23 protein-coding genes and 1 riboswitch are annotated in these 24,347 nt (G+C 65.6%); of the genes, 15 read left to right on the top strand and 8 right to left on the bottom strand.

All coding sequences use genetic code 11. The features are described 5' to 3' along the window. Genes P9236_RS01610 through P9236_RS01585 form a run of 6 tightly spaced genes read right to left on the bottom strand, consistent with a single transcriptional unit; the run spans position 1 to position 4,509 of the window. Complete coding sequence (locus P9236_RS01610; protein WP_278072854.1) at positions 1-1,320, bottom strand: NADH-quinone oxidoreductase subunit E; 1,320 nt, start codon at positions 1,318-1,320, stop codon at positions 1-3. Then, positions 1,321-2,511, bottom strand: coding sequence for an NADH-quinone oxidoreductase subunit D (locus P9236_RS01605; protein WP_278072853.1), 1,191 nt, complete (start codon positions 2,509-2,511; stop codon positions 1,321-1,323). It abuts the gene before it with no gap. Positions 2,512-2,559: 48 nt separating this feature from the next. Then, the gene (locus P9236_RS01600) at positions 2,560-2,943 is read right to left on the bottom strand and encodes a four helix bundle protein (RefSeq protein WP_278072852.1); all 384 of its coding nucleotides are present in this window, start codon (positions 2,941-2,943) and stop codon (positions 2,560-2,562) included. Between the two features lie 21 nt (positions 2,944-2,964). Then, complete coding sequence (locus P9236_RS01595) at positions 2,965-3,567, bottom strand: NADH-quinone oxidoreductase subunit C (protein ID WP_278072851.1); 603 nt, start codon at positions 3,565-3,567, stop codon at positions 2,965-2,967. Positions 3,568-3,571: 4 nt separating this feature from the next. Next, positions 3,572-4,153 (bottom strand): NADH-quinone oxidoreductase subunit B, encoded by a 582-nt coding sequence (locus P9236_RS01590; protein ID WP_013531090.1) that lies wholly within the window; start codon positions 4,151-4,153, stop codon positions 3,572-3,574. Continuing rightward, the gene (locus P9236_RS01585) at positions 4,144-4,509 is read right to left on the bottom strand and encodes an NADH-quinone oxidoreductase subunit A (RefSeq protein ID WP_149791214.1); all 366 of its coding nucleotides are present in this window, start codon (positions 4,507-4,509) and stop codon (positions 4,144-4,146) included. The genes P9236_RS01590 and P9236_RS01585 overlap by 10 nt, the downstream gene beginning before the upstream one ends. A gap of 334 nt (positions 4,510-4,843) precedes the next feature. Between P9236_RS01585 and P9236_RS01580 the strand changes: the two genes are divergently transcribed. The 8 genes from P9236_RS01580 to P9236_RS01545 all read left to right on the top strand — a co-directional run bounded on the left by P9236_RS01580 (position 4,844) and on the right by P9236_RS01545 (position 15,215). Further along, complete coding sequence (locus P9236_RS01580) at positions 4,844-6,043, top strand: winged helix-turn-helix domain-containing protein (RefSeq protein ID WP_278072850.1); 1,200 nt, start codon at positions 4,844-4,846, stop codon at positions 6,041-6,043. A 30-nt stretch (positions 6,044-6,073) separates the two neighbouring features. Continuing rightward, positions 6,074-6,282, top strand: a riboswitch (cobalamin riboswitch). 39 nt (positions 6,283-6,321) lie between these two features. Beyond that, on the top strand, positions 6,322-6,756 hold the full coding sequence (locus P9236_RS01575) for a DUF1636 family protein (protein WP_278073054.1): 435 nt from the start codon (positions 6,322-6,324) through the stop codon (positions 6,754-6,756). Next, the gene (cobW, locus tag P9236_RS01570) at positions 6,753-7,790 is read left to right on the top strand and encodes a cobalamin biosynthesis protein CobW (protein WP_278072849.1); all 1,038 of its coding nucleotides are present in this window, start codon (positions 6,753-6,755) and stop codon (positions 7,788-7,790) included. The genes P9236_RS01575 and cobW overlap by 4 nt, the downstream gene beginning before the upstream one ends. Before the next feature lie 31 nt (positions 7,791-7,821). After that, positions 7,822-11,577, top strand: coding sequence for a cobaltochelatase subunit CobN (locus P9236_RS01565; protein ID WP_278072848.1), 3,756 nt, complete (start codon positions 7,822-7,824; stop codon positions 11,575-11,577). Further along, positions 11,574-13,064: a precorrin-3B synthase gene (gene cobG, locus P9236_RS01560; RefSeq protein ID WP_278072847.1), complete on the top strand. Its 1,491-nt coding sequence runs from the start codon at positions 11,574-11,576 to the stop codon at positions 13,062-13,064. The genes P9236_RS01565 and cobG overlap by 4 nt, the downstream gene beginning before the upstream one ends. A 2-nt stretch (positions 13,065-13,066) precedes the next feature. After that, complete coding sequence (locus tag P9236_RS01555) at positions 13,067-13,699, top strand: precorrin-8X methylmutase (RefSeq protein ID WP_278072846.1); 633 nt, start codon at positions 13,067-13,069, stop codon at positions 13,697-13,699. Further along, on the top strand, positions 13,696-14,454 hold the full coding sequence (locus tag P9236_RS01550; RefSeq protein ID WP_278072845.1) for a precorrin-2 C(20)-methyltransferase: 759 nt from the start codon (positions 13,696-13,698) through the stop codon (positions 14,452-14,454). The genes P9236_RS01555 and P9236_RS01550 overlap by 4 nt, the downstream gene beginning before the upstream one ends. Further along, the gene (locus P9236_RS01545) at positions 14,451-15,215 is read left to right on the top strand and encodes a precorrin-3B C(17)-methyltransferase (protein WP_278072844.1); all 765 of its coding nucleotides are present in this window, start codon (positions 14,451-14,453) and stop codon (positions 15,213-15,215) included. The genes P9236_RS01550 and P9236_RS01545 overlap by 4 nt, the downstream gene beginning before the upstream one ends. Here the strand turns inward: P9236_RS01545 and P9236_RS01540 are convergent. Beyond that, a complete protein-coding gene (locus P9236_RS01540; RefSeq protein WP_278072843.1) occupies positions 15,179-15,946 on the bottom strand; it encodes a cobalt-precorrin-6A reductase in 768 nt (255 codons plus the stop codon). The two genes, P9236_RS01545 and P9236_RS01540, sit on opposite strands and share 37 nt — an antisense overlap. Before the next feature lies 1 nt (position 15,947). On the opposite strand from P9236_RS01540, the gene cbiE reads away from it, so the two are divergent. Genes cbiE through cobT form a run of 7 tightly spaced genes read left to right on the top strand, consistent with a single transcriptional unit; the run spans position 15,948 to position 22,260 of the window. Further along, the gene (gene cbiE / locus P9236_RS01535) at positions 15,948-17,189 is read left to right on the top strand and encodes a precorrin-6y C5,15-methyltransferase (decarboxylating) subunit CbiE (protein WP_278072842.1); all 1,242 of its coding nucleotides are present in this window, start codon (positions 15,948-15,950) and stop codon (positions 17,187-17,189) included. After that, positions 17,186-17,572 (top strand): cobalamin biosynthesis protein, encoded by a 387-nt coding sequence (locus P9236_RS01530; RefSeq protein WP_278072841.1) that lies wholly within the window; start codon positions 17,186-17,188, stop codon positions 17,570-17,572. The genes cbiE and P9236_RS01530 overlap by 4 nt, the downstream gene beginning before the upstream one ends. After that, positions 17,569-18,333 (top strand): precorrin-4 C(11)-methyltransferase, encoded by a 765-nt coding sequence (gene cobM / locus P9236_RS01525; protein ID WP_278072840.1) that lies wholly within the window; start codon positions 17,569-17,571, stop codon positions 18,331-18,333. Before P9236_RS01530 ends, cobM begins: the two co-directional genes overlap by 4 nt. Continuing rightward, positions 18,330-19,145 carry a uroporphyrinogen-III C-methyltransferase gene (gene cobA / locus P9236_RS01520; protein ID WP_278072839.1) on the top strand — a complete coding sequence of 272 codons (816 nt, stop codon included), beginning with the start codon at positions 18,330-18,332 and terminating at the stop codon, positions 19,143-19,145. The genes cobM and cobA overlap by 4 nt, the downstream gene beginning before the upstream one ends. Beyond that, entirely contained in the window at positions 19,142-20,458 is a 1,317-nt protein-coding gene (locus P9236_RS01515; RefSeq protein ID WP_278072838.1) for a cobyrinate a,c-diamide synthase, read from the top strand. Before cobA ends, P9236_RS01515 begins: the two co-directional genes overlap by 4 nt. Further along, on the top strand, positions 20,455-21,225 hold the full coding sequence (locus tag P9236_RS01510; RefSeq protein ID WP_278072837.1) for an adenosylcobinamide-GDP ribazoletransferase: 771 nt from the start codon (positions 20,455-20,457) through the stop codon (positions 21,223-21,225). Before P9236_RS01515 ends, P9236_RS01510 begins: the two co-directional genes overlap by 4 nt. A gap of 24 nt (positions 21,226-21,249) precedes the next feature. Beyond that, positions 21,250-22,260, top strand: a complete 1,011-nt coding sequence (cobT, locus tag P9236_RS01505) for a nicotinate-nucleotide--dimethylbenzimidazole phosphoribosyltransferase (RefSeq protein WP_278072836.1) — start codon at positions 21,250-21,252, stop codon at positions 22,258-22,260. Between the two features lie 834 nt (positions 22,261-23,094). Here the strand turns inward: cobT and P9236_RS01495 are convergent. Beyond that, the gene (locus P9236_RS01495) at positions 23,095-24,345 is read right to left on the bottom strand and encodes a diguanylate cyclase (RefSeq protein WP_278072834.1); all 1,251 of its coding nucleotides are present in this window, start codon (positions 24,343-24,345) and stop codon (positions 23,095-23,097) included. Positions 24,346-24,347: the final 2 nt, after the last annotated feature.

The raw sequence follows: 24,347 nt of genomic DNA, 5'->3' as shown, positions 1-24,347 counted from the left end.
TCAGACCGGCTTCTTGCCGAAGACGCGGATGTATTCGGCGACGCCGCCCTTGGCGAGCGCCTTGGCCTGTTTCACCCAGTCGTCGCGCTCGATGCGGCCGCGGAAATTGAGATAGCCGTCGACCCATTCGCGCTCGGCCTTCTTCCACGAGGCAACCTGCGCGAAAGTGTAGATGCCAAGCGAATGCAAGGTGCCCTCGATCTTCGGACCGACGCCGGAAATCAGCTTCAGATCGTCGACCGCTGCCGGCCGCTCAATGCCGGCCGGGCGGCTCTTGTCCTCGAGCGAGGGCTTGCCCGTCTTTGGGCTGGCATCTGCCTTGGCGGCGGGCTGCTTGGTCTCCGGCGACTTGAACGCCGCGGCTGGTTCCGCCTTGGTCTTCGGCCCGCTGCGCGGCTTCGAAACCCCTTCGACTTCCGGAGAAGCCTGGTTGGCGTTTGCCGCGGAGTGACGTGGCGCCCTGACGCTGGCCGCCTTTTCGGTGGCCGGCGAAACCTTGACCGGCGACGGCGTCGTCAATGCCGGGCTTGTTTCGGGCGCATCCGTTTTCGGCTTGCTGGTTTTCGAAGGTCCGACCGGCGCCGATGGCGCGGCAGGCGCCTGCGAAACAACGGCGGCCGGAGCCGCGGCAGGCGCAGCAGCGGCGGCGTCCCTGGCCGCCTTCGCGGCAGCCTTGGCTTCCTTGTCGCGAGTCGTCTTCAGGATCGCCCTTTCGCTCTTCAGCGTCGTCAGCCCGGACGCCGGCTCGGAGCCGGTACGTCCGTTCTGCGGGCCCGGCTTAACTTCCGCGCCCTTGCCCGTTTCATAGAGATCGATGATCTCGGCGAGGCGCTCAGGCGTCAGATCCTCGAACGTGTCCTTGAAGATCATGACCATCGGCGCGTTGACACAGGCGCCGAGGCATTCGACCTCCTCCCACGACAATGTGCCCTTCTCGTTGGTGTGGAACTGATCGTGATGGATCTTGGACCGGCAGACATCCATCAACGCTTCGGAGCCGCGCAGCATGCAGGGCGTGGTGCCGCAGACCTGGATGTGTGCGCGAGTGCCGACCGGATTGAGCTGGTATTGGGTGTAGAAGGTCGCGACCTCGAGGCCGCGGATGCGCGGCATGCCGAGCATGTCGGAGATCGTCTCGATCGCCGCCTTGGTGACCCAACCTTCCTGTTCCTGCGCCAGCATCAACAAGGGGATGATGGCTGATTGCTCGCGTCCCTTGGGATATTTGGCGATCCACTGCTTGGCCGCCGCCGCATTCTCCTTGTTGAAGGCGAAGGACGCTGGCTGGACGCTGGCTTCTGCGAGACGGCGGACTGACATTTAGCGATCGACCTCACCAAACACGATGTCGAGGGAGCCAAGCACGGCGGTGACGTCGGCCAGCATGTGGCCGCGGCACAGGAAATCCATGGCCTGCAGATGCGCGAAGCCTGGCGCCCGCAGCTTGCAACGATAGGGCTTGTTGGTACCGTCGGAGACGAGATAGACGCCGAACTCGCCCTTCGGCGCCTCGACGGCCGCATAGACCTCGCCTGCCGGAACGCGGTAGCCCTCGGTATAAAGCTTGAAGTGATGGATCAGCGCTTCCATCGAGCGCTTCATCGCCGCGCGCTTCGGCGGCACGACCTTGCCATCGAGGTTCGACACCGGGCCGGCGCTTTCCTTGCCGAGCAGTAGATCGACGCACTGGCGCATGATCTTCGCCGACTGGCGCATCTCTTCCATGCGCACGAGATAGCGGTCGAAGCAGTCGCCGTTCTTACCGACCGGGATGTCGAAATCCATCTCGGAGTAACATTCATACGGCTGTGCCTTGCGCAGGTCCCAGGCCGCGCCCGAGCCGCGCACCATCACGCCGGAAAAACCCCAGGCCCAGGCATCGGCCAGCGACACCGTGCCGATATCGACATTGCGCTGCTTGAAGATGCGGTTGGGCGTGAGCAGCGCGTCGAGATCGTCGATCGACTTCAGGAACGGGTCGATCCACTTGCCGATATCCTCGATCAGCTTCTGCGGCAGGTCCTGGTGCACGCCGCCCGGCCGGAAATAGGCCGCATGCATGCGCGAGCCTGAGGCGCGCTCGTAGAAGACCATCAGCTTTTCGCGCTCGACGAAGCCCCATAGCGGCGGGGTGAGCGCGCCGACGTCCATCGCCTGCGTCGTCACATTGAGGATGTGCGACATGATGCGGCCCATTTCGGAATAGAGCACGCGGATCAGCTGGCCGCGCTTCGGCACCTCGATACCGAGCAGCCGCTCGGCGGCCAAAGCGAAGGCATGCTCCTGGTTCATCGGCGCGCAATAGTCGAGCCGGTCGAGGTAAGGCACGGCCTGCAGATAGGTCTTGGCCTCGATCAGCTTTTCGGTGCCGCGATGAAGCAGGCCGATATGCGGATCGACGCGGTCGACAACCTCGCCGTCGAGTTCAAGAACCAACCGCAAAACACCGTGCGCTGCGGGGTGTTGAGGCCCAAAGTTAATGTTGAAATTGCGGACGGAGGTCTCAGCCATGGATTGCCCTTGGCGAATAGTGAATGGTCAATGGTGAATGGTGAATGGTCATTCGCGCTCTTCCTCGAGCGACCGGACGAACGAGACCAGCCTTTTGCCCAGTCTGGTGTAACCTGGTTCCAGACTTGCAGCCTGCTCCCTGGACAATAATCCAACGCGACCGCAGAGCATGGTGTGTGTTTCCAGCTCCTTCAACGAGCCCTGCGCGATGCGAAGGAATTGAATGAACGGTCGCCGCTGCGCGCGCCCGAAACCTTCCGCAATGTTCGCCGGAATAGAAGCTGCGCATCGCCGCATCTGAGCCGCCAGTCCAAACATTTCCTCGCGCGGAAACCCGCGCGTCAAAGCGTAAATGGATTCGGCGATATCCATCGCCTCCTGCCAGACGATGAGATCGCGATAGTCGCGTATCTTTCCCTGCGTCTCGTCCATTCACCATTCACTATTCACCATTCACTGCTTCGCTTTCTTGTCGCCCGGCAGGACGTAGTCCGTCCCTTCCCAGGGAGAAAGAAAATCAAAATTGCGGAATTCCTGCTTAAGCTCGACCGGCTCGTAGATCACGCGCTTGGCCTCGTCGTCGTAGCGCACCTCGACGAAGCCGGTGAGCGGAAAATCCTTGCGCAGCGGGTGGCCGTCAAAGCCGTAGTCGGTAAGGATGCGGCGCAGATCCGGATGGCCGGAGAACAGCACGCCGTAAAGATCGTAGGTCTCGCGCTCGTACCAGTCGGCGCCGGGGTAGACTGAGGTCAGCGACGGCACCAGCGTCTCCTCGTCGGCCTGGACCTTGAGGCGGATGCGCCCATTCTGCTTTGGCGACAATAGGTGGTAGACGACGTCGAAACGCTTGGCCCGCGACGGGTAGTCGGCCCCGCAGATGTCGATGATCGAGATGAACTGGCAGCGCGGATCGTCGCGCAGGAAGGTCGCCACCTCGATCAGGTTGCCCGGCTCGACGGAAACGGTCAGCTCGCCATAGGCAAGCACGGCTTCGCCGATACGGCCGGAGAGCTTCTCGCCGAGATAGGTGGAGAGTTCGTTCAACGCCAGGGCCATTGGTTCACCGTTCGATCGTGCCGGTGCGGCGGATCTTCTTCTGCAACAGAAGAATGCCGTAGAGCAGCGCTTCCGCGCTCGGTGGGCAGCCGGGGACATAGATGTCGACCGGCACGATGCGGTCGCAGCCGCGCACCACCGAATAGGAATAATGGTAGTAGCCGCCGCCATTGGCGCAAGAGCCCATCGAGATGACGTAGCGCGGCTCCGGCATCTGGTCGTAGACCTTGCGCAGCGCCGGCGCCATCTTGTTGGTCAGCGTGCCGGCAACGATCATGATGTCGGACTGGCGGGGAGACGCGCGCGGCGCGACGCCGAAACGCTCGCTGTCGTAGCGCGGCATCGAGGTGTGGATCATCTCGACCGCGCAGCAGGCGAGGCCGAAGGTCATGAACATCAGCGAGCCGCTGCGCGCCCAGGTGATCAGCGCTTCGGTCGAGGTGACGAGGAAGCCCTTGTCGGCCAACTCGTTGTTGATTTCCAGGAAGAAGGGATCGTCCTCCCCTACCGGCCTGCCGGTGTTGGGGTCGATGATGCCCTTGGGCTTCGGCGCGACGAGGGTGCCTGAACTGTCGTTCAATCCCATTCCAGCGCTCCTTTTTTCCATTCATAGGCAAAGCCGATGGTCAGCACCGCCAGGAACACCATCATCGACCAGAAGCCGAGCATGCCGACCTTCGAGAAGGACACCGCCCATGGGAACAGGAAGGCGACCTCGAGATCGAAGATGATGAACAGGATCGACACCAGGTAGAAGCGGATGTCGAATTTCATGCGGGCGTCGTCGAAGGAGTTGAACCCGCATTCATAGGCGGAAAGCTTTTCCGGGTCGGGATTGCGGTAGGCCACCAGGAACGGCGCGATGATCAGCGCGAGACCGACGACCATCGCCACTGCGATGAACAGGACGATGGGCAGATACGAACTTAGGAGTGCGCTCATGCGGCGACTTTCCTTTGGCGGGCCAGTTCACTTTGATTACAGCAACGGACTCTAATGCGGAAGCGTGACAGTTTAACCGCTGAACCGTTTTAAAGGGCCATGCTGCAACGCGGCGAGGGTTAGCGCAGCGGTTTCGGCGACGCAAGTCAAACCTTGTTCAAAATCCGGCGCTGGACGCCATATCGGAAGAAACTGGTCCGATCCGCTCCTGTTTGATTTCCTTCACTTTTTACTCCACTTTTCTCTCCTGACAGATCTCCCGCCATTTGCCTGTTAGCATGGCTGGAATCACCGGCTGGAAATCAGGTAAACGGATCGAGGCAAAGGCACCTTGATGAAGGAAAAAATCTCTCTTCGCATGGCAAGGCGCATCGCGCTCGGCGCGCAGGGTTTTACGGACCCTCGTCCGGGCGGCGAGCCCAACCGCCGGCACCTCGCCCGCGTGCTCTCCCGGACCGGCCTGCTGCAGATCGATTCCGTCAGCGCGGTGGTGCGCGCCCATTACATGCCGCTCTATTCGCGCCTCGGCCCCTACCCGCTTGCGCTGCTGGACAATGCAGCCGTGACCCGCAAGCGCGCCATCTTCGAATATTGGGCGCACGAGGCGTCGTTCCTTCCGGTCGAGACCTATCCACTCCTGCGCTGGCGCATGCAGCGCGCCGAACGCGGCGAGGAAATGTATCTCGGCCTCGCCAAATGGGGCCGCGAGCGCAAGGCGATGATCAATGAGATCTATAAGGAGGTGGCCGAACGCGGGCCGATCGCCGCCTCCGACATCGAGGGCCACAAGGGCAATGGCGGCTGGTGGGGTTGGAGCGAGGCCAAGCACGCTTTCGAATGGCTGTTCTGGGCCGGACGCATCACCACCGCCTATCGGCGCGGCTTCGAGCGCTACTACGACCTGCCCGAGCGCGTTTTGCCGCAGGCCGTGCTCGATCTGCCGGTGCCCTCGGTCGAGGACGCGCATCGCGAATTGCTGCGCATTTCCGCCCGCGCCCATGGCGTCGCCACCTATAGCGACCTCCGCGACTATTTTCGCCTGGCGCCAGGCGACACGAAAGACAGGATCGAGGAATTGGTCGAGGCCGGCGAGCTGCTGCCGGTGCGGGTCGAAGGCTGGGACAAGACCGCCTATCTCCACAAGGACGCCCGTTTTCCGCGCCGGATCGAGGCGCGCGCGCTGCTCGCCCCGTTCGACCCCGTCGTCTTCGAGCGCACGCGGACGGAAAAGCTCTTCGACTTCCGCTACCGCATCGAGATCTACACGCCGGCCGAAAAGCGCCAATATGGCTATTACGTGCTGCCCTTCCTGCTCGGCGACCGGATCGTCGCGCGTGTCGACTTGCGGGCCGATCGCCCGGCCAGCGTGCTGCGCGTCCACGCCGCCTACGCTGAAGCCCACGCTCCGCCCGAAACGGCTGCCCAGCTCTTCGACGAACTGAAACAGATGCAGCGCTGGCTTGGCCTGGAGCGCATCGAGGTGACACCCGCCGGCGACCTCGGTCCGGCGCTGGCCGACATCCGGGTGTCGTAGCCGCGCGTTGACAGGCGCATGGCCGTAAGCCTAAATCCTGACCCAGACGGTCTTCTCCCGGCAAAGGGAGGAGCCAAGAGGGAATGCGGTGCGGAGTTGAAAAATTCCAAATCCGCGGCTGTCCCCGCAACTGTGAGCGAAGAGCCTCAGCCGAAAACCACTGGGATTTCCCCGGGAAGGCGGCACGAGAAGGCGATGACCCGCGAGCCAGGAGACCTGCCGTCTGAGAGTTGAAGTATCCGATCGCCCGGCGGGTTTTCCGGGCAAGGAGCATGGTTTTGGATCGCAACGGCAGTTTCCCGGCTAATATCGCGGACGTTTCGTCCAAGCGCGATGACGCGCTGGCCGGCGTGACCGTCATCGTCTGCTCGTCCTGCCGTGACGAAACCGGTTCGGACGCGCGTCCGCGCGCCGGCGCCCTGCTGGCCGAGGATACGCGCAGCGCAGCGTCGGGCCAGGATATCCGCATCCGCACTGTCGAATGCCTCGGCAATTGCAAGCGCCGCCTGAGTGCCGCGCTGCTGCGCGACGGCTGCTGGAGCTATGTCTTCGGCGACCTGGAAACGACCAGCGGCGCCGACCTCGTCGCCGGCGCGAAGCTCTTCGCCACGTCGACCGATGGCCTCATCCCGTGGCGCGGCCGGCCCGATTCCCTCAAGCGCGGGCTCGTTGCCCGCATCCCGCCTCTCGATCTCCTGAAGGACCGACCATGAACGTTTCCGTTTCCCGTGTTCCGTGCACCGTCGTCACCGGCTTCCTCGGAGCCGGCAAGACGACGCTGATCCGCAACCTGCTCGAGAACGCCAAAGGCAAGCGGCTGGCGATCATCGTCAACGAGTTCGGCGATGTCGGCATCGACGGCGAGATCCTGAAAGGCTGCGGCATCGACACCTGCCCGGAGGAGAACATCGTCGAACTCGCCAATGGCTGCATCTGCTGCACCGTGGCGGACGATTTCGTGCCGGCGCTCGACCAGATCCTGTCACGCTCGCCGAAGGTCGACCACATCCTGATCGAAACCTCCGGCCTGGCGCTGCCGAAGCCGCTGGTTCAGGCCTTTCAGTGGCCGACGGTCAAGAGCCGCGTCACCGTCGACGGCGTCATTGCCGTGGTCGACGGCCCGGCGTTGGCCGACGGCCGCGTCGCCTCCGACATGGACGCGCTCAAGGCGCAGCGCGCTGCCGACGATTCCCTCGACCATGACGATCCGGTCGAGGAGGTGTTCGAGGACCAGATCGCCTGCGCCGACTTGATCATCCTGTCGAAGAGCGACCTGATGGACGCGGCGGGTTCGGAGCGCGCCAACGCCGTCATCGGCGAGCATGTGGCGCGTGCCGTGAAAGTCGTGCCGACAACGCACGGCAAGGTCGATCCGTCAGTCCTGCTCGGCCTTGGCCTTGCCGTCGAGGACGACATCGAGAACCGCAAGACCCATCATGACGACGAGCTCGACCATGAGCATGACGATTTTGACTCCTTCGTCATCGATATCCCGTCGATCTCGCATCCGGACGAGCTGGCAAAACGCGTCGCCCTTGCCGCCGAGCAGGAAAACGTGCTGCGCGTGAAAGGCTTCGTCGAGGTCGGCGGCAAGCCGATGCGGCTGCTGCTGCAGGCCGTCGGCCCGCGCGTCAATCACTATTACGACCGCGCCTGGACGGCTGCGGACGACCGCCGCTCGCGGCTCGTCGTCATCGGCCTCAAGGGGCTGAATCGCCCTGCGGTCGAGCGTATCCTCGCCGGCTGAGGCAAGCACGAAAAGCCCAACACGAAAAGCAATGCATATCCTCGCCACGACATCCGCCTCGCTCGACGATCTCGCCGAGCCGATCGACCTCAGGCAGACACCTGCGGATGTCGTGGCGCTGTCCTTCACCGATAGCGATCTCGCCGGACTGGCTGCCGCCTGGAAGGCCGACGCCGAGCGGCTGCCGTCGATGCGGCTCGCCGCGCTGCGCGACCTGCGCCATCCGATGTCCGTGGACCTCTGGATCGACGGCGTCGCCCGCCATGCCAAGGTCGTCCTGGTCCGCATTCTCGGCGGTTACGACTGGTGGCGCTATGGCTGCGACCAGCTTGCGGCGGTCGCACGCGAACGAAACATCAAGCTGGCGCTGCTGCCGGGCGAAAGCCATGACGAGGATCAGCGCCTGATCGAAGGCTCGACGCTGCCGCGCGCCGAGCTCGACGCCTTGCTCGGCTATTTCCGCGAAGGCGGCCCGGCCAATATGGCTGTGTTGGTGCGGAGATTGGCCCGACTGGCTGGGTCGGACGTGATGGTGGCTGAGGCAGTGAGCGTGCCGAAAGCGGGGTTTTATGAGCCAGGAGTCGGCGTCGTTGAGAAGCCGGGTTTCGCAAAACTCGGCGATCCTTCGCACCCCCCTCTGTCCTGCCGGACATCTCCCCCGCAAGGGGGGAGATCAGCCGTCGCTGGCCTTGGCGCCAATTCTTCCAGGTCAGCAGCAGAACCACCAACAGCATCTGCGATTGGCGAAATCGTCGATGACAGCTCAATCTCCCCCCTGTCCGGCAGGACAGAGGGGGGTGTGACGGAACTCGACGCTGGTAATCTCACCACCTCGGTCATCCCCATTCTCTTCTACCGCTCGATGCTGCTGGCGGCAGACGTCGCGCCTATCGACGCTCTCGCGGAAGCATTGAAGCTGCAAGGCCTCACCCCAGTGCCGATCTTCGTCTCCAGCCTCAAGGATCCGGCGTCCCAGGCCTTTGTCGAAACTGCCCTCGCATCGCTGAACCCGTCAGCCATCGTAACCGCCACCGCCTTTGCCTCCGGCGCCGAGCCGGGCGCCGAAACGCTCTTCGACCGCGCCGGCGTGCCTGTGTTCCAGGTCATCGTCGCCACGACGAGGCGCGAGGTCTGGGAGAAGAACCAGCGCGGCCTGGCGCCCGCCGACCTTGCCATGCATGTCGTGCTGCCGGAGCTCGACGGCCGCATCCTGGCCGGCGCGATCGCCTTCAAGGGCGAGGTTGAAACCGATCCGGCGCTCGCCTTCCGCGCCTTCGCCAACCGGCCGGAGGCCGATCGGGTCGCGCAGGTCGCCAAGCGCGTCGCGGCCTTCGTTCGCTTACAGCGGACGGAGCGGGCCGAGCGCAAGCTGGTGATCCTGATCCCGGACTATCCGAGCGCGCCAGGGCGTACAGGCTATGCCGTCGGGCTTGACGTGCCCTCGAGCGTGCTCGCCATGCTGCACGACCTTAAGGAACAGGGCTATGCGGTTGACGGGATTCCACAATCGCCGCGCGCGTTGCTGGATTTGCTGGAGGTTGGTGGACGCGGGTTAAGTCTAGAAGACTACTTGCGCTCGTCCACGGAACTGCCGGGAGGCGCGCGTGATGCAGTCAAGGCTGCCTGGGGCGGCATCGAAGACGACGGAGGGTTGCGCGAGGCTCCCCCCTCTGTCCTGCCGGACATCTCCCCCACAAAGGGGGAGATTGCTCTTTCATCTGCTCTTTCGCCAATCGCCAACGCCGCAGGAATAGTGCCATCGACGAAACTGCCAATCTCCCCCCTTGTGGGGGAGATGTCCGGCAGGACAGAGGGGCGCGCGACAGAACGCCGACCGTCCCAAGCAGCCCCCAACGAACGCTTCCCCTTCCGCGCCGCGACCTTCGGCAACGTCACCGTGGCGCTGGCCCCCGATCGCGGCCGCTCCGCCGACCGCCGCGCCGACTATCACGATCCGACGCTGCCGCCGCGCCACGAACTCATCGCCTTTGGCCTCTGGCTGCAGAAATCCCTCGGCGTGCATGCCATCGTCCATGTCGGCGCGCATGGCACGCTGGAGTGGCTGCCGGGCAAGACGGTCGCGCTCTCCGACACCTGCTTTCCTGAGATCGTCACCGGCTCTCTGCCGGTCATCTATCCCTTCATCGTCTCCAATCCCGGCGAGGCCGCGCAGGCCAAGCGCCGCATCTCGGCCGTCACGCTCGGCCATCTGCCGCCGCCGCTGACCGGCGCCGGTCTGGACGAAGCACAGCAGCGCCTCGAGCGTCTTGTCGACGAATACGCCCAGGCCGACGGGCTCGACCGTCGTCGCCGCGATCGGCTGGCGAGGCTGATCGTCGAGACCGCACAGAAGTCCGGTCTTGCGGCGGAGGCTGGCGTTGCCGGCACTGATGCGCCGGACGAAGCGCTGCGTCGCATCGACGCCTGGCTTTGCGACCTCAAGGATTTCGCAGTGAAGGACGGGCTGCATATCTACGGCCGCGCGCCGCAAGACGAAGCCGATCCGCTGCGCCGCCAAAGCGCCGAGTCCGAAAAGACAGCCCTGCTCGCCGCACTCGACGGTCGCCATATCAAAGCCGGGCCTGCCGGCGCGCCGGCACGCGGCCGTTCCGACGTGCTGCCGACCGGCCGCAACCTCTTCACTTCCGACCCGCGCACCATGCCGACCCCGACCGCCTGTGACCTCGGCCAGGCCGCGGCGGAAGAAGTGGTGCGCAGCTACATGCAGAGCCATGGCGACTGGCCGCGCTCGCTGGTCATCGACCTCTGGGGCTCGGCCACTTTGCGCACGGGCGGCGAGGAGATCGCGCAAGGCCTGGCGCTGATGGGCTGCCGGCCGCAATGGGATACCGCCACCGGCCGCGTCACCGGCATCGAGGTGCTGCCGCCAGCCGCGCTCGGCCGCCCGCGCGTCGACGTCACTTGGCGCATTTCAGGCCTTTTCCGCGACATGTTCCCAACCCAGATCGCGCTTATCGACGCCGCCGCCAACGCGGTCGCGAGCCGCGACGAGGACGATACCGAAAATCCCCTCGCTGCAGCGACCCGCGCTCGGGGCAAGGTCAGCCCGCGCATTTTCGGCACCTCGCCAGGAACCTACGGCGCCGGCGTCGAGGAATTGCTGTCGCGCGGCGAATGGGGAGCGCGCGAGGAAATCGGCCGCGCCTATCTCGACGCCACCTCGCACGCCTATAGCGGCGCCGATGGCGAAGCGGTTGCGGCGCCCGGCGCTTTCGAGGGCCGCATCGCCGAGGCCGATCTTCTCGTCCATACCGGCGACGACCCGGGGCGCGACATCCTCGAAGGCTCGGCCGACGTCGCCTTTATCGGCGGATTTTCGGCCGCGCTTGCCGCCCTTGGCAGGAATTCCGACGTGATCGTGCTCGACACGACCGATCCGAAGAAGCCGAAGCCGCGCTCGGTGGGCGAGGCCGTGTCGCGCGTGGTGCGGGCGCGCGCGGTCAATCCGCGCTTCATCGCCGGCCAGATGCGCCACGGCCCGCGCGGCGCCTCCGAATTCGCCGAGACGGTCGACCGTCTCGTCGGCTTCGCCGAGACGACGCACGCCATTTCGGGCGCGCTGATCGAGGCGGTGCATGACGCCTATGTTGGCAACCCTGACGTCCGCGCCTTCCTGCTGCGCGAGAATCCGGCCGCAGCAAAAGTCATCGCCGAGCGGTTCCTGTCGGCGCGGCGGCGCGGGCTTTGGCATCCGCTTCGCAACTCCATCGACGACGATCTCGCGGCCTTGATCGCCGAGGCGCAAGCAAGCGGAGTGGCGGCATGAACGCGTTTTCACGGCGTGGCGCCTGCCCTGCCCTGAGCGCTCCTATGCAGACCGGCGACGGGCTGCTGGTGCGGCTCAACCCGGTCGCTGGAGGACTTTCGCCCGGATCACTGATCGGACTCGGCGAATCCGCCTTGCGCCACGGCAACGGCATCATGGAAGTGACCGCGCGCGGCAGCTTGCAGATCCGCGGGCTGACGGCGGAAAGCGCGCGGCTCCTGGCGGCGGAGGTGGATGCGCTTGGCGTTGCGGTGCGCACGGGCGTTCCGGTCGAGCTTGGACCGCTGGCTGGCATCGATCCGCAAGAGCTAGCCGACCCGCGCCCGTTGGCCCAGCGGCTCAGGGCGGCGATCGAGGAGGCTGGACTGACGGCAAGGCTGGGGCCGAAGGTTTCGGTAATTGTCGATGGCGGCGGGCAATTGGCCATGGATGCGCTGACGGCCGATGTGCGGCTGAAGGTGGTGCGGGCTGGGGGCGAGTTTCTTTGGAGCGTGTCGGTTGGTGGTGACAGCCGAAGCGCCAGGCCGCTCGCATTGGTCGATGGGGATGCCGCGCGGGATATAGCGGCGGCTGCCCTGAGGATGGTCGCCGAAAAAGGCCGTGAGGCGCACACCCGGGATTTGTCGGAGCGCCAATTAGCCTCTCTCGCGAGCTGGCATTCCTTCGCGCCCCCCTCTGTCCTGCCGGACATCTCCCCCACAAGGGAGGAGATTGGCAGCTTCGCCGCCGGCTCCCCTTCTGGAGCCGACCCTCATTTTGCGACGTCAGCGATTGGCGAAACCGGCGGCGACAGTTCAATCTCCCCCCAAGTGGGGGAGATGTCCGGCAGGACAGAGGGGGGCGCCGTGGAGCGCCAACGTTCCCCCGTCGGTCTTTTCGACCTAGCCAATGACCACGCCCTTGGCATCGGCCTGCCCTTCGGCAGCATGCCGGCGCAGCCTCTCATCGAACTCGTGGGGCAAGCCCTGCAACTCGGCTCAACCGAAATCCGTATGGCACCCAGCCGCGCCCTGCTCTTCCTCGGCCTGTCCTCATCAGCCTGCGCTTCGCTACAAGCCTCCGCCGCTACCCTCGGCTTCGTCACCTCCCCCGCCGACCCGCGCACCCGCATCGTCGCCTGTCCCGGCGCACCTGCCTGCGCTTCCGGCCGCATCGCCACGCGCGCCATCGCCGAGACGATCGCGACCGAAAGCGCCGACCTCTTCGATAGCTCCATCACCCTGCACATCTCCGGCTGCGCCAAGGGCTGCGCCCATCCCGGCGCGGCGGCGCTCACCCTGATCGGCGACGAAAACGGAGCCGGACTTGTCGTGGACGGGACGGCAAAGGCTCTTCCTGCCGGATACAGGCCGGGCTATGACGCCGCGCGCGGGGTTGCCGGCATTGCCACTGCGATCCGCAGCGCACGACATCCCGGCGAGACCGCCGCCGCCTGCCTGGCAAGGCTTGGCGCGGCCGGCGTCGCCGAACTCTATCGACGGAACTGAAAATGGCCGCCTACGACTATATTCATGACGGGATGGCGATCTACGAGCGCTCTTTTGCCATCATCCGCGCCGAGGCCGACCTGTCGCGCTTCTCCGAGGCCGAAGCCGATGTCGCGATCCGCATGATCCACGCCTGCGGCCAGGTCGAAGCCGCCAGCCATTTCGTCTTCTCCGGCGATTTCGTTGCCGCCGCCCGCGCGGCCCTTGCCGCCGGCGCGCCGATCTTCTGCGATGCCGAGATGGTCGCGCACGGCGTCACCCGTGCCCGCCTGCCTGCCGGCAATGAGGTGATCTGCACGCTGCGCGACCCGCGCACCGCCGAGATCGCCAAGGCAATCGGCAACACCCGCTCGGCCGCGGCCATCGATCTTTGGGGCGAGCGTATGGCGGGATCGGTCGTCGCCATCGGCAATGCGCCGACCGCGCTCTTCTATTTGCTGGAAAAACTGCGCGACGGCGCGCCTAAGCCCGCCGCGATCATCGGCATGCCGGTCGGCTTCGTCGGAGCCGCCGAATCGAAGGATGCGCTGGCCGAGAATTCCTACGGCGTGCCCTACGCCATCGTGCGCGGCAGGCTCGGCGGCAGCGCCATCACCGCCGCGGCGCTCAACGCATTGGCGAGGCCGGGCCTGTGAACGCGATTGTAAAAGGCCGGCTTGTCGGCGTCGGCACCGGCCCCGGCGATCCGGAGCTGTTGACGCTGAAGGCCGCGCGGGCGCTGGCCGAGGCCGACGTCGTCGCCTATTTCGCCAAGCGCGGCAACAACAGCAATGCGCGGACCATCGTCGAGACGCGCTTCCGGCCGGACATGATCGAGCTGCCGCTGCTCTATCCGGTGACGACGGAGATCGACAAAGATCACGACGACTACCGCTCGCAGATCACCAATTTCTACGAGCAATCGGCCGAACAGGTCGCCGGGCATCTCGGCGCCGGCAGGATGGTTGCGGTGCTGTCGGAGGGCGATCCGCTCTTCTACGGCTCCTACATGCACTTGCATGTCCGGTTGGCGCATCGCTTCCCGACCGAGGTCATCCCCGGCATCACGGCCATGTCCGGCTGCTGGTCGGCCACCGGCCTGCCGATCGTCCAGGGCGACGACGTGCTGACCGTGCTTCCCGGCACGATGAGCGAGTTCGAGCTGACCCGCCGCCTGGCCGACACCGATGCCGCCGTGATCATGAAGGTCGGCCGCAACCTGCCGAAGATCCGCCGCGCGCTGGAAGCGACGGGCAAGCTGGCAAAAGCCGTCTATGTCGAGCGCGGCACGATGCCGGGCAGCGTCTCGATGCGGCTTGCCGAAAAGCCGGACGACAAGGCGCCCTATTTCGCCATCGTGCTGGTCGCCGGCTGGTCCGCCCGCCCCGGAGCCCCCGGAGCAAAGCCATGAGCGGCCGTATCACCGTTATCGGCCTCGGCCCCGGCAATGCCGACCAGGTCACGCCTGAGGCAAGCCGCGCCGTGGCCGAGGCTTCCTTCTTCTATGGCTACAAGCCTTATCTCGACCGGCTCGAGCTGCGAGCGGACCAGACCCGCGTCGCCTCCGATAACCGCGAGGAGCTCGCCCGCTCCAACGAGGCGCTGGCCAAGGCCGCCGAAGGCCACAATGTCGCCGTCGTTTCCGGCGGCGATCCCGGCGTTTTCGCCATGGCGGCAGCCGTCTGCGAGGCGGTCGAAGCCGGGCCGCAAGAATGGCGCGCGATCGATCTTGCGGTGGTACCTGGCGTCACGGCGATGCTCGCGGTCGCCGCTCGTATCGGCGCGCCGCTCGGCCACGATTTCTGCGCCATATCGCTCTCGGACAATCTAAAGCCGTGGGACCTGATCGAGCTTCGCCTGCTGGCGGCAGCCGGCGCCGGCTTCGTCATTGCCCTCTACAATCCGATCAGCAAGGCGCGGCCCTGGCAACTCGGCCGCGCCTTCGAATGCCTGAAGGCCATCCTGCCAGGGACCACGCCGGTAATCTTCGGCCGCGCCGCCGGCCGGCCGGACGAGCGGATCGAGGTGTTTCTGCTAGCGGATGCCGATGCGGCGAAGGCCGACATGGCGACCTGCATCATCATCGGCTCGCCCGAGACCCGCATCATCAAGCGCGACGAGAAGCCAGCGTTGGTCTACACGCCGCGCTCGGCAACGGGGCCGAAAAGATGATCGACCATCTCGGCCAGTTGATTGACCGTTTCAGCCGAAGGAACGTTCGGCAGCGGCGGTCTGCGCACCATGATCACCTCGATGCCGAGCGTCCGCGCCGCGGCGATCTTGCCGTAGGTTGCGTCACCGCCGCTGTTTTTCGAGACAATGGCGTCGATGCCGTACCGTTCGAACAGCGTCCGTTCGTCGGCTTCCACGAACGGCCCGCGGGCCAGCAGATACAGCGCGTCGGGAACCGCCAGCTTCGGCTCGACCGGATCGACGCTGCGGATCAGATAGTGGTGCTGCGGCGCGGTCTCGAAAGCGCCGGCTTCCTGCCGGCCGATCGCCAGGAAGACGCGGCGCGGGACCGTGCCAAGCGCCCGCGCCGCCTCGGCGACACCGTCGACCAGCGTCCAGCGATCGCCCACGACAGGTTCCCAACCGGGACGCCGCAGCGCAAGAATGGGTACGCCGGCTTGCCCGGCGGCTTCGGCGGCATTGGCGGAGATGCGCGCCGCGTAAGGATGCGTGGCGTCGATCAGCAGATCGACCTGTTCTTCACGGAGATAGGCGGCCAATCCTTCTGCGCCGCCAAAGCCGCCGGTACGAACGGGCACGCCCTGCGGCACAGGACTTTCGGTACGGCCGGCAAGCGACAGCGTGATCGAGAAATCCTCCCGGCGAGCCAGCTTGCCCGCCAGCTGCCGGGCCTCCGTGGTTCCGCCGAGGATCAGAATGCGGTGGGTCATCATGCCTGCTAAAGGTCCGCGCATTGCCAAGCCGGCATCGAGATGGCTGACCGTCGTCGGCATCGGCGAGGACGGTGTAGCGGGTCTCGGCGACGAGGCCAAGCAGCGGATTGCCGAGGCCGCAGTCGTCTTTGGCGGCAAGCGGCATCTCGGGCTCGTCTCAGGCTTGGCCAAGGGCGAGGTGCGCGCGTGGCCGTCACCCTTCGACGCCACAATGCGCGACGTGCTGGCGCTCGCGGGCAAAAACGTCTGCGTGCTCGCCTCGGGCGATCCTTTCTTCCACGGCGTCGGCGTCACGCTGGCGCGCAAGATCAAGCCGGATGAGATGATGGTCCTGCCGGCGCCGTCGTCGCTGTCGCTGGCGGCATCCCGTCTCGGCTGGGCGCTGCAGGATGTCGAGACCATCTCGCTACACGGCCATTCGATTGACCTGATCCGGCCCCTGCTCCACGCTGGCGCGCGTATCCTTGCGCTCACATCCGACGGCGACGCACCGGCCGCCATTGCCGGACTGCTGGAAGAACTCGGCTTCGGGCCGTCGCGATTGACGGTCCTCGAAGCGCTCGGCGGTACGGATGAGAAGCACCGTACCGTCCGCGCCGACGCCTTCGATCTTGAAAATATCAATCCGCTCAACGTGCTGGCGCTCGAAATTGAATCGACGCCGGACGCGCGCATCCTGCCTCTGACCGTCGGCCTTGCCGACCATCTGTTCGAGCATGACGGCCAGATCACCAAGCGCGAGATTCGCGCCATCACGCTGTCGGCGCTGGCGCCGCGGCGCGGCGAGCTGTTGTGGGATATCGGCGCCGGCTCGGGGTCGATCGGCATCGAGTGGATGCTGGCCCATCCTTCGATGCGCGCCATTGCTGTCGAAGCCGACGCGGAGCGCGCCGCACGCATCCACCGCAATGCCGCGCATTGCGGCGTGCCCGGCCTTGTCGTGATCGAAGGCACGGCCCCCAAGGCCTTAGCCAAGCTGGAGACGCCCGATGCCATCTTCATCGGCGGCGGCGGCAGCGATGCCGGCGTGCTGGAGAAGGCGATCAAGGCGCTGCGTCCCGACGGCCGGCTCGTCGCCAATGCGGTTACGCTGGAGATGGAGGCACTGCTTCTCGGCGAGCACAACAAGCGCGGCGGAGATCTCACCCGCATCGCGCTTTCGCGCGCCTCGCCCGTCGGGTCCATGCAGGCCTGGCGTCCGGCAATGCCCGTCATGCAGTGGAGTTGGGTGAAGCCATGATGATCGCTGGCATCGGCAGTCGGAAAGGCGTGACAGCGCGCGACGTGCGCGCCGCGATCGAAACCGCGCTCGAAGCGCATGGGCTGGCGATGACCGCGCTTTCGGCGCTGGCGACCGGCGAAATCAAGCGCGAGGAGGAGGCGATCTTCCGCGCAGGTCGTGATCTCTCGCTTCCGGTGATCGTGGTCGCCGACGATGCATTGCAGGCCGCGTCCGTAGGCACGATCAGCCGATCCGAAGAGTCGCAGGCGCATGCCGGCACGCCTTCGGTTTCGGAAGCCTCGGCCCTGGCCGCAGCGGGTAAGGGTGCAAAACTGCTCGGGCCGCGCACGGTGCTTGGCCCGGTAACCTGCGCCATCGCGCTTGGCGGAGGTGCCGCATGACCGTCCACTTCATCGGCGCCGGCCCTGGTGCGGCCGACCTCATCACCTTGCGCGGCAGCCGCCTGCTGGCGTCCTGCCCGGTCTGCCTCTATGCCGGCTCGATCGTCGCGCAGGAGTTGCTCGAGCATTGCGCGCCCGGCACCAGGCTGATCGACACGGCGCCGATGTCGCTCGACGAAATCGAGGCCGAATATCTCGCCGCCTACCGAGCCGGCCAGGATGTCGCGCGCTTGCATTCCGGCGATCTTTCGGTGTGGAGCGCGGTGGCCGAGCAAATAAGGCGGCTGGAAAAGCACGGCATCCCCTACACGCTGACGCCGGGCGTCCCCTCCTTCGCCGCCGCCGCCGCGGCGCTGCGCCGCGAGCTCACCATTCCCGAACTCGCCCAAAGCCTGGTGCTGACCCGCGTCTCCGGCCGCGCCTCGAAAATGCCGCCCGGCGAAACGCTTGCCGGCTTCGGCCGCACTGGCGCCACGCTCGCCATCCATCTCGCCATCCACGCCATCGACCGCATCGTGGCGGAGCTCACGCCGCTCTATGGCGCCGAATGTCCCGTCGCGGTCGTCTTCCGCGCGTCCTGGCCGGACGAGCGAATCCTGACCGGCACGTTGGGCACGATCGAAGCGCAGTTGGCGGAAAACCCGATGGAGCGCACGGCGATCATCTTCGTCGGCAGTGCCTTGGCTGCGCAGGATTTCGGCGAGAGCTCACTTTATGACGCCCACTACCAACGGCGTTTTCGCGGACGGGACGGATTGTGAACGACATCGCCAGCAGAAACAGGCAGACCTCGGTGGAACAGGCGCTGGCGCGGCTGAACTTCAAGCCGCGTGCGCTCGAGGCTGGCCATGTCTGGCTGGCCGGCGCCGGTCCGGGCGATCCCGGCTGCCTGACGCTGGAGGTGCTAGCGGCGCTCGGGCAGTGCGATGCGCTCGTCTATGACGCGCTGGTTTCGCCCGACGTCGTGGCCGTCGCCGAAGGCGCCGAGCTCTTCTATGCGGGCAAACGCGGCGGCAAACCCTCGATGAAGCAGGACGACATCAGTGCCCTGCTCGTAAGGCTGGCACGCGAGGGGCGCCGTGTCGTGCGCCTCAAGGGCGGCGATCCTTATATTTTCGGCCGCGGCGGAGAAGAGGCGCTGGCACTCGCCCGCGAAGGGATCCCGTTCCGGGTGCTGTCCGGCCTCACTTCCGGTCTGAGCGCCTTGGCTGCCACCGGCATCCCCACCACGATGCGCGGCATCAATAAGGCCGTCATTCTCGCCACCGGCCATGCGGCAGGCACGGATGACGATATCGACTGGGCTGCGATCGCGCGCACCGGCCAGCCGATCGTCGTTTATATGGGCATGGCCAACCTGCCGATTATCGCCGACGCCCTGCTCGAGGGTGGCCTCGCGCCTTCGACCCCGGCGGCCGTGATCGTAGCGGCGACCACGCCGCAGGAGCGCATCGTCGTCGCCACGCTCGCTACGATTGCCGACGAGGCCGCCGCCGCAGGGCTCGCCTCGCCGGCGCTGATCGTCGTCGGCGAGATCGTCGCCATGCGCGCGGCCCTGGCAGGTGGATTGTGACCGCCCGCGCGATCATCATCGGCGCGCCGCGCTCCGGCTCGGGCAAGACCAGCGTCACCATCGGCCTGCTGCGCGCGTTGGCGCGTCGCGGCCTGAAAGTGCGCGGCGCGAAGTCCGGACCGGACTATATCGACCCTGGCTTCCACACGGCCGCCACCGGTCTTTCCGGCGTCAATCTCGACAGCTGGGCAATGTCTCCTTCCCTGCTCAACGCTCTGGCCGGTCAGGCGGCGGACGACGCAGAATACGTCATCCTCGAAAGCGCGATGGGCCTGTTCGACGGCATTCCCGCGCCTGAAGGCCGCTCGGGCTCGGCCGCCGATCTCGCCCGGCTCTATGGCCTGCCCGTGCTTCTGGTGCTCGACGTTTCGGGGCAGTCGACCACGGCGGCCGCCGTCGCCAAGGGTTTTGCCACCTACGATCCGGATGTGCGCATGGCTGGCGTCGTGCTCAACCGCTTGGGCAGCGAGCGCCATCGGCGCTTGTCGGGCGACGCGATCGAGGCGATCGGCCTGCCGGTGGTCGGCGCCATCATGCGCGATCCCACACTCAACCTGCCGGAACGGCATCTCGGCCTCGTCCAGGCCGGCGAGTACGAAAACCTGATGGCGCATCTCGACCGACTGGCCGACATGGTCGAGAGATCGCTCGACATCGACGCAATCCTGAAGCTGACGACACCGCTGGAACCGGCGTCCGGCAATTTCGGCGATGGGTTGCAGCCGCCCGGACAGCGCATCGCGCTGGCCGAGGACGCTGCCTTCACTTTCCTCTACCCGCATGTCATCACGCACTGGCGCAAGGCCGGTGCGGAGATCGTGCCTTTCTCGCCGCTTGCCGATGAAGCGCCGGCCCAAAACTGCGATGTCTGCTGGCTGCCCGGCGGCTATCCCGAGTTGCATGCCGGCAAGCTGGCGGAAGCTGCCGACTTCCGAGCCGGCATGGCGCGCTTCGCGGCGACCAAGCCCGTGCATGGCGAGTGCGGCGGCTTCATGGTGCTGGGTGAATCGCTGGAAGACGCGAATGGCGTAAGCCATGAAATGCTTGGCCTGCTCGGCCATTCGACCAGCTTTGCCAGGCGCAAGATGAATCTCGGCTACCGCGAGGCCCGCCTTCGCGCCGCCTGCCCGCTCGGCGCCGAAGGCACACTGATCCGCGGCCATGAGTTCCACTACGCGCAAATGCTTGCTGCCGGCAATGACGAGCCGCTGGCCGACCTCGCCGACGGTCAGGGCAATCCGCTTGGCGCGTCGGGCTACCGGCGCGGCCATGTCAGCGGCACCTTCTTCCACGCCATTGCGAGGGGCGCATGAGCGGCCCTTCCGCACCTCGGCAATTGCTTGACGATATCGGCCTGAGTCTCGTCTTCTTCACCAGGTTGAGGCTTCCGTCGAGCGATTTCGGCGGCCGCAGCCTCGCCGATGCCATCTGGGCCGCACCCTTCGCCGGCCTCGCCGCAGCGATCATCGGCGCGCTTGTCCACGCCATTGCTGCGGGCCTGAGTCTTGCCGCCGGGCCGGCCGCGGCGCTCACACTCGCAGCGACGATGCTTGCTACAGGTTGCCTGCATGAGGACGGGCTTTCCGATATCGCCGATGGCTTCGGCGGCGGCAGGACGCGCGAGAAGAAGCTGGAGATCATGCGCGACAGTTGTATTGGCGCCTATGGCGCCGCGGCGCTCGGTATCTCGCTGCTCATCCGCTGGAGCGCGCTTTCGGAACTGGCCGGACCGGGGCATGTCTTCCTGGCGCTGCTGGCCGCGCATGCCGCCTCTCGCGGTCTGTTCGGCGCCTTCATGCATCTTCTGCCGCCCGCTCGCGCTGACGGCCTCTCAGCCGGTGCAGGCGCCGTCAGCGCCGAGACAGCCGTCGTCGGAGCAGCGCTCGGCGCCGTAGCGCTGCTGGCGCTCGGCCTCGGCGGCGCCATTGTCGCGCTCATCCTGCTCGGCCTTTTGTTCGCCGCCTTCCGCTCGCTTTGCCTCAGCCAGATCGGCGGCCAGACCGGCGACACGATCGGCGCGCTGCAGCAGCTCGCCGAAATCGCGGTCCTGCTCGTTGCCTCAGCTTCCCTATCCCCCTGACCCCCAATAGGAGACATTGCCCCCATGTCGTTCAAATCGCTCGAAGACCTTCGCGCCGCGTGCCTCGATCTCCCCGCCGGCAGCGACGCCGCGGTGAATGCGGTCGCCAACCGCCAAGACACGCTGACCAAGCCGCAGGGTAGCCTCGGCCGGCTGGAAACGATCGCTGCCTGGCTGGCACGCTGGCAAGGCCGTGACATGCCGAAGCTCGACGCGGTGAAAGTCTTCGTCTTTGCCGGCAATCACGGCGTTACCGCGCAGGGCGTGTCGGCCTATCCTTCGGAAGTCACGGTACAGATGGTGGCGAATTTCGCTGGCGGCGGCGCGGCCATCAACCAGCTCGCTCGCATCGCCGGGGCCGGGCTCGACGTCATCCCGCTCGATCTTGAGCATCCAACCGGCGATTTCACGCAAGCGCCAGCCATGGACGAGCAGGCCTTCCTCGCCGCGGTCTCGGCCGGCTATGGCGCCGTGACCAAGGATCTCGACCTCGTCTGCTTCGGCGAGATGGGCATCGGCAACACCACGCCGGCGGCCGCGATCTCGGCCGCCCTTTTCGGCGGCGGCGCCGAGAAATGGACCGGACGCGGCACCGGCGTCGACGACGCTGGCCTCATTCGCAAGATCACCGCCATCGAGGCCGGCCTCAAGCGCCATGCCGATTCGCTGTCCGATCCGCTGAAGATCGCCGCAGCTCTGGGCGGGCGTGAGCTCGCCGCCATCCTCGGCGCCACGCTCGCCGCACGCCGCAACAACGTGCCTGTGCTGCTCGACGGCTTCGTCTGCACCGCCGCCGCGGCGCCGCTGGCGAGGCTGCATCCGACGGGGCTTGCCCACACGATCGCCGCCCATGTCTCGGCCGAAGCCGGCCACCGTCGCCTGCTCGAAGCGCTCGGCCTGCCGCCGCTGCTCGACCTCGGCATGCGGCTCGGCGAAGGCTCCGGTGCCTGCCTCGCCGTCAACATCGTTCGCTCGGCCCTTGAGTGCCATGCCAAGATGGCGAGCTTTGCCGAGGCCGGCGTGTCGGAGAAGTAAATACCGCAAGCAAAATTGCCGATGCATGCGGAGATCAGGCCCCATCGCTGCTCCCTTGGCTCGCAAACGGCAACCGCTCCTAATCTCTGCTTACGATTTCGCCGTCAGGCACCAGCCGCGAGACAAAGCGAACTTGCGCCTGCGGGAATTCACCGTTTGGGGCCGAAACGGATCAATGCTGTCCCGGTCGCTTTTGGCCGATGGTGGAGGCCTACGAGTGGCTTACTCCTCGGCGGAGAAGTCTTCGTCGAGGCAATTGAAAGGCTAAAGCGCACGTCACCCGCCCCAGCGACCTGACCCGCGCCGATAGTCGGGGCTGCCATAGTAGTGGGAGCGGATCAGGCGCACGAAGATGTCGCCGGCTTGTGCCGATGTCTCCAAGGAACGGTCATCGACCGAGCGGCTGGCGTGACAACGCGGCGAGTTCCGTTTCGTCGGTAATCCCAGTTTGGTAGTAAGCGATGATCCGAGAAGCTCTCTTCTCTCTGTCGGCATCTGTTTCGTTAATAGATCTGCCACGATCGAAGACTCGACAGAGCAAGGCAACTTCCGTCGGAGTGAATGCATCTCTGCCAAGGGGCATCGCGGCCTCCCATCTCCCACTTCATCAAATTGAACGCCCAAATGAAGCCATCGTCAACGTTGCCGTAGGTTTGCTGGTACTGGAGTACACCCGTGCCTCGCCTTCCGCGAGTTGGAAGCGCGTAAGATGTCCTCGCAGCTAAGGTGAAGCCGATGCGCGCCGTTCTACTACCTCCCGATCTGTGACTAGATCCAAGATTCGTCGCCCACGGTAACCCACCGAACTCTTGCGTCGCGGGGCCGCCGACGACTTCACCGTGTCGATCGAATGTTCTTGCGCACGGTTGATTCAGGGCTGTGGAGCAGCACTCGGTTGCGACCGGTTTGCTTGGCCAGGTAAAGTGCCGCGTCCGCCTGACGCTGAAGTTGCTCCGGCGACCTTGCCTCGTCAGCCTGCGCCTGAACTGCAACTCCGATGCTGATGGTGACGTGGCGAGACACGCGGGATGCAGGATTGGGAAACGCGGCGGCTTCGACACTCTCGCGGATGCGCTCGGCCACTGCGATAGCCTCCTGCTCGTTCACCTCTGGAAGCAGCACCAGGAATTCCTCACCGCCGTAGCGGGCTACGTGATCTCGATCACGCCTCACGTTGTCCCGGATAATGCCGGCGACCTTGACCAGACAGCGATCGCCCTCGGCATGGCCGAGGCGATCATTCAGCCTCTTGAAGTCGTCGATGTCGCACATCAGCATGCCGACGGCGGCTGGACCTTTTCTGCCGCTACTCCACAGATGGTCGAGCGTTTCCGTCATCCAGCGCCGGTTGGAGAGGCCAGTTAAGGGATCTGTCCTTGCCAGAAGCTTCAACTGATCGTTTGCTTCCGCCAGTTCGGCAACTCTGCGCCGGTCGCGAAGCTCAAACAGGAAAGTCTTCTGAGCGAGAATTGTCATGGTGCGCCGCGCGGCGACCGTCGCAAAAATGCCGCTGGCGAAGAACAGCGTCGCGGCCACGACGCTCCCGATTTCGAGCCTCGGGTTCTGTAGCTGAAAAACGAGATAGAGGCTGAGAGCCAAAGCGGCGATCGTGACCGTCCAGGCGAGTGGAATGCCGAAGATGATGATAGCTGTGATCGCGACGAACAACATGATGTTCAGGTGCCGTTCGTAGAATTCGCCCCCGGCGCTCACGCCGACCAAAGCAACCGACAACAGGATGAGCAACATGCCTGCGATCAACGTCCCGCCTTGGAGCCAGGGGGCGCGAGGCTTTCGCCAGACGAGGACGACGGCCACAACGACGGGCGGGATGATAGCTCCTGGCAAGAGCATGGACAGCGCGATCGCCTTCGGAAGCATCAACATGTTGAGCGCGAGGGTCAACACATCCAGGAAGGCCACCCAGATCATCCAGGCGCGGATGATCTTCGCCGTTTGCGACCAGATACGCGCCCGAAACAGGCGTTGGATGTCGCCCTTCAGGCGGATGTCGCGCGTGCGGCGCGCCAGAAGTCGCTCAACTTCCGCGGTGATCGCTGGGCTATCCTGCGTATCGAGGTGCATCC

This window comes from Mesorhizobium sp. WSM4884, from assembly GCF_029625675.1.
Taxonomy (GTDB): domain Bacteria; phylum Pseudomonadota; class Alphaproteobacteria; order Rhizobiales; family Rhizobiaceae; genus Mesorhizobium.
This window is presented reverse-complemented; position numbering and strand designations above follow the sequence as displayed.

Bases quoted from the DNA above. Each gene is read 5' to 3' on its own strand.
- P9236_RS01610 (WP_278072854.1), bottom strand. From the start codon at position 1,320: ATGTCAGTCCGCCGTCTCGCAGAAGCCAGCGTCCAGCCAGCGTCCTTC.
- P9236_RS01605 (WP_278072853.1), bottom strand. From the start codon at position 2,511: ATGGCTGAGACCTCCGTCCGCAATTTCAACATTAACTTTGGGCCTCAA.
- P9236_RS01600 (WP_278072852.1), bottom strand. From the start codon at position 2,943: ATGGACGAGACGCAGGGAAAGATACGCGACTATCGCGATCTCATCGTC.
- P9236_RS01595 (WP_278072851.1), bottom strand. From the start codon at position 3,567: ATGGCCCTGGCGTTGAACGAACTCTCCACCTATCTCGGCGAGAAGCTC.
- P9236_RS01590 (WP_013531090.1), bottom strand. From the start codon at position 4,153: ATGGGATTGAACGACAGTTCAGGCACCCTCGTCGCGCCGAAGCCCAAG.
- P9236_RS01585 (WP_149791214.1), bottom strand. From the start codon at position 4,509: ATGAGCGCACTCCTAAGTTCGTATCTGCCCATCGTCCTGTTCATCGCA.
- P9236_RS01580 (WP_278072850.1), top strand. From the start codon at position 4,844: ATGAAGGAAAAAATCTCTCTTCGCATGGCAAGGCGCATCGCGCTCGGC.
- cobW (WP_278072849.1), top strand. From the start codon at position 6,753: ATGAACGTTTCCGTTTCCCGTGTTCCGTGCACCGTCGTCACCGGCTTC.
- P9236_RS01565 (WP_278072848.1), top strand. From the start codon at position 7,822: ATGCATATCCTCGCCACGACATCCGCCTCGCTCGACGATCTCGCCGAG.
- cobG (WP_278072847.1), top strand. From the start codon at position 11,574: ATGAACGCGTTTTCACGGCGTGGCGCCTGCCCTGCCCTGAGCGCTCCT.
- P9236_RS01555 (WP_278072846.1), top strand. From the start codon at position 13,067: ATGGCCGCCTACGACTATATTCATGACGGGATGGCGATCTACGAGCGC.
- P9236_RS01545 (WP_278072844.1), top strand. From the start codon at position 14,451: ATGAGCGGCCGTATCACCGTTATCGGCCTCGGCCCCGGCAATGCCGAC.
- P9236_RS01540 (WP_278072843.1), bottom strand. From the start codon at position 15,946: ATGACCCACCGCATTCTGATCCTCGGCGGAACCACGGAGGCCCGGCAG.
- cbiE (WP_278072842.1), top strand. From the start codon at position 15,948: ATGCCTGCTAAAGGTCCGCGCATTGCCAAGCCGGCATCGAGATGGCTG.
- P9236_RS01530 (WP_278072841.1), top strand. From the start codon at position 17,186: ATGATGATCGCTGGCATCGGCAGTCGGAAAGGCGTGACAGCGCGCGAC.
- cobM (WP_278072840.1), top strand. From the start codon at position 17,569: ATGACCGTCCACTTCATCGGCGCCGGCCCTGGTGCGGCCGACCTCATC.
- P9236_RS01510 (WP_278072837.1), top strand. From the start codon at position 20,455: ATGAGCGGCCCTTCCGCACCTCGGCAATTGCTTGACGATATCGGCCTG.
- cobT (WP_278072836.1), top strand. From the start codon at position 21,250: ATGTCGTTCAAATCGCTCGAAGACCTTCGCGCCGCGTGCCTCGATCTC.
- P9236_RS01495 (WP_278072834.1), bottom strand. From the start codon at position 24,345: ATGCACCTCGATACGCAGGATAGCCCAGCGATCACCGCGGAAGTTGAG.